The 11,851-nt window shown below is 46.8% G+C and carries 8 protein-coding genes; 2 read left to right on the forward strand and 6 right to left on the reverse strand.

Going from position 1 to position 11,851, the window contains the following annotated elements; translation table 11 throughout:
* Positions 1–29: 29 nt before the first annotated feature.
* The gene (locus LZG74_RS11795; protein ID WP_233796782.1) at positions 30–1,400 is read right to left on the reverse strand and encodes a sugar porter family MFS transporter; all 1,371 of its coding nucleotides are present in this window, start codon (positions 1,398–1,400) and stop codon (positions 30–32) included.
* 2 nt (positions 1,401–1,402) lie between these two features.
* Complete coding sequence (locus tag LZG74_RS11800; protein WP_233796783.1) at positions 1,403–2,620, reverse strand: hypothetical protein; 1,218 nt, start codon at positions 2,618–2,620, stop codon at positions 1,403–1,405.
* Between the two features lie 199 nt (positions 2,621–2,819).
* Here LZG74_RS11800 and LZG74_RS11805 point away from each other — a divergent pair, with 199 nt between their 5' ends.
* A complete protein-coding gene (locus LZG74_RS11805; RefSeq protein ID WP_233796784.1) occupies positions 2,820–5,186 on the forward strand; it encodes a GH92 family glycosyl hydrolase in 2,367 nt (788 codons plus the stop codon).
* Between the two features lie 18 nt (positions 5,187–5,204).
* On the opposite strand, the gene LZG74_RS11810 is transcribed toward LZG74_RS11805, so the two are convergent.
* The 4 genes from LZG74_RS11810 to LZG74_RS11825 all read right to left on the reverse strand — a co-directional run bounded on the left by LZG74_RS11810 (position 5,205) and on the right by LZG74_RS11825 (position 11,029).
* A complete protein-coding gene (locus LZG74_RS11810; protein ID WP_233796785.1) occupies positions 5,205–6,233 on the reverse strand; it encodes an LLM class flavin-dependent oxidoreductase in 1,029 nt (342 codons plus the stop codon).
* A 105-nt stretch (positions 6,234–6,338) separates the two neighbouring features.
* Positions 6,339–6,797 carry a nuclear transport factor 2 family protein gene (locus LZG74_RS11815; protein ID WP_233796786.1) on the reverse strand — a complete coding sequence of 153 codons (459 nt, stop codon included), beginning with the start codon at positions 6,795–6,797 and terminating at the stop codon, positions 6,339–6,341.
* Between the two features lie 76 nt (positions 6,798–6,873).
* The gene (locus LZG74_RS11820) at positions 6,874–7,563 is read right to left on the reverse strand and encodes a hypothetical protein (RefSeq protein WP_233796787.1); all 690 of its coding nucleotides are present in this window, start codon (positions 7,561–7,563) and stop codon (positions 6,874–6,876) included.
* A 151-nt stretch (positions 7,564–7,714) separates the two neighbouring features.
* On the reverse strand, positions 7,715–11,029 hold the full coding sequence (locus LZG74_RS11825) for a response regulator (protein WP_233796788.1): 3,315 nt from the start codon (positions 11,027–11,029) through the stop codon (positions 7,715–7,717).
* A 229-nt stretch (positions 11,030–11,258) separates the two neighbouring features.
* Between LZG74_RS11825 and LZG74_RS11830 the strand changes: the two genes are divergently transcribed.
* Complete coding sequence (locus LZG74_RS11830) at positions 11,259–11,714, forward strand: hypothetical protein (RefSeq protein ID WP_233796789.1); 456 nt, start codon at positions 11,259–11,261, stop codon at positions 11,712–11,714.
* The last annotated feature ends 137 nt before the right edge of the window (positions 11,715–11,851 follow it).

Raw genomic sequence — 11,851 nt, forward strand, 5'->3', positions numbered from 1 at the left:
ATAGCCTTTCCCAGTTTATTCTTTGATCCCTACCAGCTTCTTTCAATTTCTTCCAGGGTCCTGTTTTTGGTTTCCGGGATTTTTTTAATTGTAAAAATCCATATAATGACTGCATTCACCATGAAAATCCAGAATGTAACCGCCCCGCCGAATGTTCCCAAAAAATAGGGCGTAAGCTGCGTGATGGCCACAACACCAATCCATAATATCAATGTAGCCACTGACATAGCAATCCCCCTGATCTTGGTGGGGAATATCTCAGACATCAGCACCCAGGGAATGGGCCCCAGCGATACGGCAAAACTGGCAATGTAGCCCAGGATAAAGATCAGCACCCAAGGGCCTTTGTCGAAATGAAAATAAAAGCAGATTCCTGTGGCAAAAAGGCAGATGATCATGCCGGCCACACCCCAGATCAGAAGACTTCGCCTGCCGGCCCGATCGATAAGCCAGATGGCCACCAATGTAAAGAGCATGTTGACTACGCCGATAATGATGGTCTGTGTAAAAGCCGATTCGGCGCCAAAACCAATGCTTTTGAATATTTCGGGTGCATAATAAATGACTGCATTGATGCCGGTAATCTGTGAAAAAAGTGCCAGCACAATACCGATCAAAAGTGGCTTACGAAGCTTTGGGTCCAATAAATCGCTTAGCCTGCCTTTTTCGTCGCGCAGACTTTCTGAGATCTCTGTAAATATTTGCTGGGCAACGGCTTTACCGTTGATCTTTTCGAGGATCTTTTTAGCGGCTTCATCTTTGGCCTGCGCTGCCAGCCACCGCGGACTTTCGGGCACAAAGAACAATAATATAAAGAACACTACGGCCGGAATCACCTCCGAGCCCAGCATATACCGCCAGCCGTATTCAATGTTCCAGGCCTGGTCACCCGCCTGGCTTATTTTCAGATTAATGACGTATATAATGTTAATTCCCAGCACGATGGCAAGCTGATAGAGCGTCACCAGGCGGCCCCGCAGGCGCGAAGGGGCAATCTCTGAAATGTACATCGGGCACAGCATGGAAGCTGCCCCTACCCCAATGCCCCCAAGCAGCCGCATGATTATGAAGCTCGTCAGATCATTGACAACCGCTGAGCCGTAGGCGGGCAGCGCAAAAAGAACCGCTGTGGCAATCAGAACGGCCTTGCGGCCATAGCGGTCGCTGAGATAACCTGCCGACATGGCTCCCAGGACACAACCCCATATGGCACTGCTGGCAGCCCAGCCCACCATCAGCGGAGACAAATTAAATTTGACTTGCAGATAACCAATCGCCCCGGCGATCACGGCCGTATCATAGCCAAAAAGAAAGCCTCCGAATGCAGCAACGCTGGTAATGAGCATGATGTAGGGCAGCCGGTTTTTAGCTGGTAATGTATCGGTCTCTTCGCTTATCATACTCAGTGGTTTGTTTGGGAAGATTGTTGGCTGAACTTAACCTTTACAAACCGCGGGCGATACAGGTTAGGTTTTTTTGTGATAATCTCAAAAAATTTAAAACTATTCACATTATAGGAAATCAGCAGCTCGCCCGGCGCTGACAATGCCGGGTGCGCTTTGGCATTATAAGTAAACAAATCCGGGTCCTGGATATCATTTGTGGTTTTATAAAGCACAATCCTGGGGCCGAACGGGCCTACGGGCGTGGGGCCGAGCTGCATGCAAATCTGAGGAAAAATACTGCCCAGCTGATAAACCAATGCGTATTTGCCTTTTGCCAGCCGGCTTACGCTCATTTCATTGGAGACTGAATCGCTCAATGCTTTCACGGACTTGACATCCTTAGACCAGCCCCGGCCATTCCAAAACTCCCATTCGCCGAAGGAATCAATCCGTCCGGGCTTAACGCGGGCCGAGACGAGCTGCTTGCTTTTGCCTTTTATCCCATAAACATAAGCAAAACCATCCGGCTCGGCCTCTCCCGCAGACGCACTGTTGTTAAAAATGCCTGCTCCAAAAGATATGGTCTCCCCTTCACCTTTGTAATCATTGAATGGAAGGGGTTTTTGCTGCTGGTCGACATAAGGAAAAGGACTTCCGGCTGGCACGCGGATCAATACATTACCCGTTTCTTTGAATGGAAAAGGCGATTTATCGTGCGTATTGGTGATTTGATAAGCAAAAATAAAAAGGTCTTTACCTGCATCGGGATTAACAAACCCGTCGCCCAGCCAAAAGTAGGTGTCTTTGTCCGGCTTGTTTGATTTAGGGCTGAAAATGGCTTTATAGGTCCCGTTTTGGCTGGCTATTTTGAATGCCATCTTGGAGGAATCAGCCGTTTTATCTTTTAGTAGCGACACGGAGTTATTGACCATAACAAAGCCCGGCTGCAGGGAATCTCCCTGAATTTCTCCCACCATTGTATCACTGAACAAAAACAGCAGACTGTCATTTTTCTCATTATCGCGGCCCGAAAACGGAATAGCAAAGATCCCGTCACCGCCAAACCATCCTGATTTTCTAAGGAACATGTTGGTCCACTCCGAATCAGCTTCTGCCGTAAATTCCTTTTCATTGATATGGACCTCATCTGCCTCTTGCTTCTTTTGCCCGCCACAGGAGGATAGTGCCGTCAGCAGAGTCAGCATGCTATAAATAAAGAAGGGTTGCAGTTTCATTCGTTTGCGATAAATGTCAGCGCTAAACAATATGTTCGTATGTATGAACATTTAAATGTATAGAAATTATGGTGAAACAAAAATAGTTTAGGTAAATTTTGCCTGAATCTGTGATCGGCATGTTGACACATTGAAAAATACAAACAAAAGATCATAAGTTTATAAACAAGATCCAAAAGCGATTACTAAATCTACCTTTATGAAAGCCAAATTCCGTGTTGTTATTGCCTGGCTGTTGTTTCTATTAGCATATCATCATGCTAAGGCGCAAAGTTTTCTTAAATATGTCGATCCAAACATTGGTACTGCACATAGCCGCTGGTTTTTTTATACACCTGCTGCGGTTCCTTACGGCATGGCTAAGCTTGCTCCCTCTACAAACGGGCATTATGGCAATCCGTCGGGATGGGAAGCCGTTGGCTATGATACGCGCCAAAATTCGATAGAAGGTTTTGTTCATTTTCATGAGTGGCAGGTAGGTGGTGTAAGCTATATGCCGGCGACCGGACCGCTTAAAACCAAGCCGGGTGATCTGGATTCTGCCCATGCAGGTTATCGTTCCGGCTTTGACCGAAAAAGCCAGGTGGCGCAGCCCGGTTACTACAAGGTTTTACTGGAAGATTATAACATTACCGCTGAGCTTACGGCCACCAAAAGGGTTGGTTTCCAGCGCTATACTTTCCCAGAGCACAAGCAATCTAACATTATCCTTGATATTGGAAACAAGCAGGGCGAAAGCGACATTGTAACTGATGCCCGCATTAAAATGATTGATGATACGCACTTTGAAGGCTACGTGATCACCTATCCCAAATATGTGAATATATATGATCCCAAGGGAAAAATTGCCATGTTCTTCTATGGTGAGCTCAGCAAAAAGCCAGCCTCCGTTACAGCTTTCACTGCTGATAAGGTAACAGCAAACCAGCGTAGCTCGGCAGGCAAGGGTGCGGGCCTGGCGCTTCATTACCAGACAAAAAATAAGGAAATCATTGAAGTTAAAACCGGCCTGTCTTACACCTCCGTTCAGAATGCAAAACAAAATTTTCTTGCTGAGGCAAAGGGCTTGTCCTTTGAGAAGGCCAAAGCGCAGGCCCAGGCCATCTGGCAGCAGCAGTTGGGGAAAATTGCAGTTGAAGACGGCGATGAGCAAAACAAAATCAAATTCTACACCGGTCTGTATCACGCCTTACTGGGAAGGGGCATTGCCAGCGATGTCAACGGCGCCTACCCCATGCACGGCGGAAAGACGGGGCAACTTCCGGTACAAAACAGTAAGAACCTGCCCTACGAATTCATCAACACAGATGCTATATGGGGCGCCTTTTGGAACATTACCCAGCTGTGGGCCCTGTCCTACCCCGAGTGGTATGGCAGTTTTGTTAATACACATTTGCAGATTTTCAAGGATAAGGGCTGGTTTGGTGATGGCATTGCCAACAGTGAATTTGTATCAGGCGTAGGGACCAACTTTGTGGGGCTGGCCATCGCTGGCGCCTATAATGCAGGTATCCGCAATTACGATGTGGAATTTGCCTATAATGCGATCAAGGCAAACGAGCTAAGTTATAAAAATCGACCCATCGGCGCTGGCAAGCTGGACACCAAAGCCTTTGCAGCGCATGGCTACGTGCCTTTTTTAGAGCGGACAGGACAGGATTTTATCACCGATTCCAACGGGTCTAATTTTTCAGGATCACATACTCTGGAATACAGTTTCAGCGCATTTGCCGCCGCGCAGATGGCCAAAGCATTGGGTAAAACCCAGGATTATAGTCAGCTCATTAAACTATCAAACGGCTGGCGGCATATTTTCAATCCGCAAAACAAGCTGATGCAGCCCAAGAAGATAGATGGCACTTTTATAGGTAAGTTTGATCCTTATCAGCCATGGCGTGGCTTTCAGGAAGGAAACTCGGTACAATATACATTCTACGTCCCGCATAACCCGGCCGGCCTCATCGATGCCATTGGTAAAGACAACTTCAATAGCAGGCTAGACAGCATCTTCACCGTTTCTGAAAAACTAGGTTTTGGCGGCGGTAAAACCATTGATGCATTTGCCGGTGTTAATTCCATTTATAACCACGGAAACCAGCCAAATCTGCATACCAGCTGGTTATTTAATTTTTCAGGAAAGCCGTGGTTGACCCAGAAATGGACCCGGGCCATCGGGCGCGAATTTTACGGAACCGAGCCCATACATGGCTATGGTTACGGACAGGATGAGGACCAGGGACAGCTCGGATCCTGGTATGTAATGAATGCACTGGGACTCTTTGATGTAAAAGGCTTTACTGATCAAAGGCCGGTGATAGAACTGGGCAGCCCCTTATTTGATAAGGTTACCATCACTTTGGGCAATGGTAAAACGCTTGTGATACAAACAAAAAATAACGGCATGGATCATGTATATGTCCAATCGGCAACATTCAACGGAGCTGCTCTGGATAACTGCTGGCTGTATCGTGATGAGCTAATGAAAGGCGGCACCCTCAGCTTTGTCATGGGCGATAAGCCCAACGAGCAATGGGGAACAAAGACGCCGCCTCCATCAGAACAGTAGATTACCCGGCAGTTATCATCATGCTGAATGCGCTGCTAATACCTGATTCTGCACGCCTTTCAGGATCTCATAGCTGTGGATACGCGCATCAGGATCATAGATGTGGCTGGTAACCATTAGCTCGTCAAGCTGCGTATGCCGCTGGAAATAAGCCAGATCGGCGCCGATCTTCTTCTGATCACCGATAAAAGTGTATTTCATCATTTGTCTGACGGCCGCTTCTTCGTAATCGCCCCAAAGTCCGTCCATGCTTTCCACGGGTGGCTGCAAAGGCCGGCGTTTGCCTGTAATAATGCCGGTAGCCAGCTGAAAGAAAGAGGTAGCAATCCGCTCTGCTTCCTGATTGGTGTCTGCTGCAATCACATTTACGCATGCCATTACATATGGCTGGGCAAGATACTGAGAGGGCCTGAAATTGCGGCGGTAAAGCTCAATAGCAGTCAGGAAATGAGTCGGTGCAAAATGGCTCGCGAATGCATAGGGTAATCCCAGGTGGGCGGCCAGCTGCGCACTGTCGGTACTCGAGCCCAGTATCCAGATGGGTATGTCTGCTCCTTCACCGGGAATAGCGCGCACTTTGGCGTTTTTATTGTCCGGCGAAAAATAGTTTTGCAATGCAATCACATCATCGGGAAAATCCTGAGCAGATTCCATGTAATTGCGCCTGAGCGCGCGGGCAGTAACCTGGTCGGTTCCGGGCGCGCGTCCGAGTCCCAGATCTATACGCCCCGGGTAAAGCGAGGCAAGCGTGCCAAACTGCTCGGCCACAACCAGCGGGGCGTGATTGGGCAACATAATGCCTCCGCTGCCCACACGGATTTTCTTTGTGCCACCGGCAATGTAGCCGATCAAAACCGAGGTTGCCGAGCTGGCAACACTTTCCATATTATGATGCTCGGCAAGCCAGTACCGGTTATAGCCCAGCTCTTCGACACGCTGTGCGAGCCGGAGGCTGTTTTTAAATGTTATGGATGCATTATTCCCTTCGGTGATCGGTGCAAGATCAAGAATGGAAAAAGGTATATCTTCAATAAGTTTGTCTGCCATATCTGTTTTTACTAACAATAAGAATACTGTTAGTAAAAAACATTTAGCTGGCCCCAGAGTTCCCTCTTAGCGATCATTGCGCAAATAAACAGGCGGGCTTCTGAGCTACTCGGTAAAATTGTCGTAGTAGGTAAAATCCTGTGTAATCTTGCCGTCTACTATTGTAAAAATGGTGCAGATGGGCATGGTAAATTTTGACTTGTCAGGTGCGGTGCCCGTCGAGATGAACTCGACGATCATGTGCTTATCGCCGGAAGGATACATGTTGACAAGACTGTCGCGAACATCCGGGATCATTTGCTGCAACTCGCCATACTTCTTGATGATCTGCTCGTGGGACTGTTTGACAATACCCTGCCCCAGCGATGGATCTTTAAATTCTGCCGTATCTGCATACATGGCTGCCATCTCCTTCCAATTGTGCTGATTAAACTTCTCAAAGTAATCTTTGAGAAGTTTTTCATTGTCAGAACTGGCGATTACCGGGCTATCCTGATCCGTTTTCTTGGACTGGCAGGACGCAAATATTAACAGGCTTGCAACTAAAATGGGGAGGGTTTTCATTCGTTTCCAAAGCGTATCGATCAGTTAAAAATCAAATTTAGGTTTTTTTTGAAACGCACTAAGTATTTTAAGCGCCCTACCGACCTTCATCATCATCAACATCGTCCGCATGCGTTTCGGCCTCATAGCTATCAGCATATTTGATTTCGTCGAGCCAGTATGATGAACTGACGATTTCATAGGTAACCGATGTCTCACTTTGGGAAACCTGCTTTAATTGCCAGATGATATCCTTGGCTTCTTCAAATTGGCTACTTTCAATCTGGTCAGAGAACAGACGATGGATCAGGCTCCTGTCGGACATGCCGGCAGCAAGTATACGGACGATCGGTGCCTCGGGATTTTCATTGAAAATACTGATGTCTCCGCTTATTTGAATCGTAAACTGGACTGCTTCTACGCGTGGGAACTTGCCGTTAAAAGCCTCGTATAGCAGCTGCGTAGAGCGGTAAAGATCCGGATGCAAGGCTAGCTCCGGGTATTCTTCCCAAAGTTTTTCAGTTAAGATCTCATGGGATAGATTTTGGATCTGGCCCTCGGTCAGGCGTCCGGCGATGGTGTAATCCAAAACAATTTTTGCCGCCTCTTCCGGCTCAAAATCAGTCAGCGACATCATGCACATTTCCTTCAACTCAGCTTCTTTGATCTCGTTGGGATTTTGGTAATCCATTGCCTCCAAGAGGTTCACCAAATCATTTTTTTCCCAGGATCCAGGCAATTCCTGAATGTGCTCAAAAGACAAAACTTCTATTTTAAATTTACTCATCCTGATATTTAGATTAATACGAAAGCACTACTGTTACGCTATATTCGATATTAGCGATATAGACGCCACTATCATATATACTAAACTCGGGCCAATGCCATGAGATTCCTTAAATATTGGTCAGTGAAGCAGTATTGAGAATGCATTCATTCTATTTGGAATGATCGTTCAAATCTAAAAACCGCTCAAATACTTGCCAGATTGCATTTTGCACAAATGGTTTGGCCACGAAATCGTCCATACCGGCTTCAAGACATCTTTCTTTTTCTCCCATCACATTTCCGGCAGTCAAGGCGACAATGGGCACTTTATCGGCACCCGGCAGCTTCCTGATCTGCGAAGTTGCCTCATGACCATTCATCAGCGGCATTTGAATGTCCATAAAAATCAAGTCCGGTAACTGCTTCTGACACAGCGCCAGTGCTTCCAGGCCGTTGGCCGCTTCCCATATCGTTGCATTCACTGCAAGCTTTTTGATAACGGTTTTGGCAAGGATCATATTAATAAGATGATCCTCGGCAACAAGAATAGTAAGCGCTTTGGAAGTAAAACCCTGTTCCTCACCCGCGGCGGGAGTTTGCTGCTGGGGTTCATCAGGCGACAAATTGGCAAGTGAAAGCGCTATATCCCCCAGTTTGATGGGTTTCATCAACCGCGACTTGATATGCAGCTCCTGGGATGCGCGAAGAACGAATGCGTCATCTGCCGAGCTGTTAAGTAAAATGATTGGAAGCTGAGCGGCCGAAAATGTCTGCCGGATCTGGCGAACTGTTTCCAGGCCATCCATATGAAGCATGTGGTAATCTATTAACGCAACATTATAAGCTGTGTCAGCAGAAAGTATATCCAAGGCCTGCGCCCCATTCTCAGCCTGATCTGATTTGATTCCCAGCTGGTCCAGCATTCGTTCTATCAGCTGGCGGCTTTTCGTATTATCGTCAACGATCAGCACCCGGTCAATGTTGGTGATGGCCTGGTTTGGAATGGAATCTCCGCGCTCTGACTTCATGGTTAGATCAAAGTATAGCGTGCTGCCAACCCCAACGGCACTATCCAGATGAAGGCTGCTGCCCATAAGAGCCAGAAGCTGATTAGAGATCGTTAGCCCTAACCCGGTTCCTCCATACCGCTTCGTTGTGGAACCGTCTTCCTGTAAAAAGGCTTCAAATATTTTGGCTTTCTTTTCTTTACGGATGCCGATGCCTGTATCACGCACAATAAAGCGGCACGTAATCTTATCGTCATTTTCCGGGCGGTAGTCCAGAATCTCAATTTTAAGCTCAATTTCTCCGCACTCGGTAAATTTGGCTGCATTACTTAATAAGTTTATTAACACCTGTTTCAGTCTGATATCATCCACCCACACATACTGCGGCAGACAAGCCGGAATATCCAGTAGCATTTCAAGTCCTTTATTTTGTACCTGAAACGAAATAATGTCTGCCGTTTGCGCTGCTATTTCATAGATATCATATTTGTCAATATCCAGTTCGAGCTTACCCGCTTCAATTTTAGAAAAATCCAGAATATCATTGATAATGCTCAGCAATGTGTTGGCAGACTGGTGAACAAAGCTCAGATATTGCTTCTGCGTATCGCTCATATGCGTTTTAAGAACCAGGTCCGTAAAGCCGATTACGCCATTCAGAGGCGTGCGTATCTCATGGCTCATGTTGGCCAAAAACTCTGACTTGGCCATATTGGCCTGTTCAGCGAGATGGCGGGCCGTTTTCAGTTCCTGCCGGTGCAGCTCCATTTCCGTTACATCCTGAATTAGGGTTATAATGCCCCCAATGGCGCCATCAAACTGAAACCAGGGCCAGACTTCCCAGGTCAGATACCGGTCATGGCTCCATCCATCCGGTCGGGATACTTGTTCTCCACGCAGCATGCGTTTGCCTGCAAGGGCCTGTCGGTGTATATCTTTCCACTCCTGCTTCGTATCGGTAAAGACATCGTAATGGCTTATGCCGATAATATCTTGGCTACGCAATCCATATTCCTGTTCCCACTTACGACTTACGGCCAGATACCGGATATCATTGTCGAGCATGGCCACAACGGCAGGAATGTGCTCAACAAATGCCAGCAGGCGCGCCTGCTGCATGCTAAGCTGCTCTTTGGTATGCTCAACCTGTAATGCTGTTTTTTTCTTCTCATCAATGTCCTGAACCGTCCCGTAAAGCTTTTTACATTTCCCTTGTCGGAACTCGGCATTGACAACGAGCCTCACCCATCGCTCTTCGTGTTTACCGGTTACAATCTGAACTTCTATGTCCTGAGCCGTGCCATGATTGGTGGCATCAGCTATGGCCTTTATCACCTTTTCCCTGCTCTCCCCTGCTTTATAAAGGTTCAATACATTATCAATATTGAGCTTCAAATCAGGATCCTGCTGGTAGATCTTGCTAGCCAGATCAGACCAGTAAAGTTCTTTTTCATTCAAATTGTATTCCCATCCTCCTATCCCTGCTATCAGGCTGGTCTGCATCAGCATTTGCTGTGTTCGGAGCAGTTCCTTGGCCTGATTATGCATTTGGGTGATGTCTATGCAGTTGCCCACAACATAACCATGTCCATTTCCGTCCATAACCAGTGCATTTCGATAACTCCAAATGACCTGACGCCCGTCCTTATGCACGGTTGTCATCAAACCGCTGGATTTGCCTGAATTCGTGATCTGCTGGAAGTAATCTCGTAAGCCTTGCCGGTGTTTTTGAGGGGTCACATCCAGTAAATTCATTTTCAAAAATTCCTCTACGGTATACCCCAAAAGATCCGCCCCAACAGAGTTAACGGCAGTAAAGTTGCCATCCAGATCATGGGTGCACATAAGCCCCTGTGAGCTCTCAAAAAATGATTTAAGTTTTTCTTCGCTGCTCGTTTTTTCTTTAATGAAGGCGTTATCATTGCCCTGCCGCTGTATGCCAGCCTGCATGCGCTCTTTGTGATATGTGACCAGGGCCATCACCTGGGAAGCAATCAGTTGCAGCGACTTGCTTTGAACCTCGGTAAGTTTTCGGACTTTATTATCCAGCACACAGATCGCGCCCAGCGGGTAGCCCGCGGGATCCGTAAGTGGGTAGCCTGCGTAAAAACGAAGGTCCGGTTGTTCATTCAGTAAATCATTGCCCCGGAAGCGATCATCCAGGCTGACATCCTCGATTTCAAAAACCGACCCTTGCAGGATCGTATACTGACAAAAAGAGGTTCTGCGATCGATTTCGCTTAGCTGGGTTCCGCGGCTGGACTTAATCCAAAGCCTTTTTTGATCAATAAATGTGATGATGCACACTGGCGCGTCGCACGCCAGGCAAGCCAGATCTGCAAGACCATCAAACTCTTGCTGCCCTGCCGTATCCAGAATTGAATAGCCTAGCAGTGTCTTCAATCTTCTCTGTTCCCAAACAGAAAGCGGAACGGCGTCGCTTTTTTCGACGTCAACATCATGTACCTCTTCATTCATCTATAAAAATACAATTAGTTTCAGTTTGAATACAATTATTTTGATTCAACTATTGATAACTGATCGTAGAAATGTTGCAAGCAAGTTGTATGCTTACAGCACCAAGCATACTGATGGGGTGCTTCCCGGGATATTAACTGCAAAAAATTAGTGTAATGCTGTGATTTATTTACTGGTGTTGCGAATAATTGTCTGAACCGACCTGATATGGATCGCTTTCCTAAGCTCTGTGCTGTATCAAACCTACGCCTACGCCAGCCCGTTTTTCTGGTTTTCGATCGCTACGCATGTGGTGCTTTTGACAATTGTGATCGCAATCTATATTTACCAGCTTACATTGATCTATCAAACAGACCTGGGCGAACCACTACTAACAACACAGTTCCGATTGGCGAAGTTAAAAAGCTCTACGCTATGGATATACAAGCTGATGTTTCTGCATGCACCTGTCTGGACGACTTTCAGCATCCAGCAAAAAATGTTTAATAATCAAGCCTGGTTAACCGCCCAGGTGATTGTAACATTAATCTTTTTGGTGGCGGCCCTATGGCTTTTCTTCAACATTAAGTATGAAAACCGGGATAAGAAGTGGTTTAAACTGCTTTTCAGGGGTAAGGATTGGGATCCTATAATTAGGTCTTTAAAAATGCTTAGAGAGATTCAGGATTTCAATGTTGCCAAGTAAAGCCCGTAGGCACCTCTGTAAATGCAGGCCCGAAGAAGACTATACTTGCTTACAATTGGCTTAAAGCATTTCCTTTACGGAAAACCGGATGACTGGTTTGGACGCTAAACACGTGTTCTCTGAGCTATCGGGAGCTA

Origin of the sequence: Dyadobacter sp. CY327 (assembly GCF_021390415.1) — a bacterium.
Classification (GTDB): Bacteria; Bacteroidota; Bacteroidia; order Cytophagales; family Spirosomataceae; genus Dyadobacter; species Dyadobacter chenhuakuii.

What these genes read in the sequence shown, in the direction of transcription:
- LZG74_RS11795 (WP_233796782.1), bottom strand. Translation starts at nt 1,400, where the DNA reads ATGATAAGCGAAGAGACCGATACATTACCAGCTAAAAACCGGCTGCCC.
- LZG74_RS11800 (WP_233796783.1), bottom strand. Translation starts at nt 2,620, where the DNA reads ATGAAACTGCAACCCTTCTTTATTTATAGCATGCTGACTCTGCTGACG.
- LZG74_RS11805 (WP_233796784.1), top strand. Translation starts at nt 2,820, where the DNA reads ATGAAAGCCAAATTCCGTGTTGTTATTGCCTGGCTGTTGTTTCTATTA.
- LZG74_RS11810 (WP_233796785.1), bottom strand. Translation starts at nt 6,233, where the DNA reads ATGGCAGACAAACTTATTGAAGATATACCTTTTTCCATTCTTGATCTT.
- LZG74_RS11815 (WP_233796786.1), bottom strand. Translation starts at nt 6,797, where the DNA reads ATGAAAACCCTCCCCATTTTAGTTGCAAGCCTGTTAATATTTGCGTCC.
- LZG74_RS11820 (WP_233796787.1), bottom strand. Translation starts at nt 7,563, where the DNA reads ATGAGTAAATTTAAAATAGAAGTTTTGTCTTTTGAGCACATTCAGGAA.
- LZG74_RS11825 (WP_233796788.1), bottom strand. Translation starts at nt 11,029, where the DNA reads ATGAATGAAGAGGTACATGATGTTGACGTCGAAAAAAGCGACGCCGTT.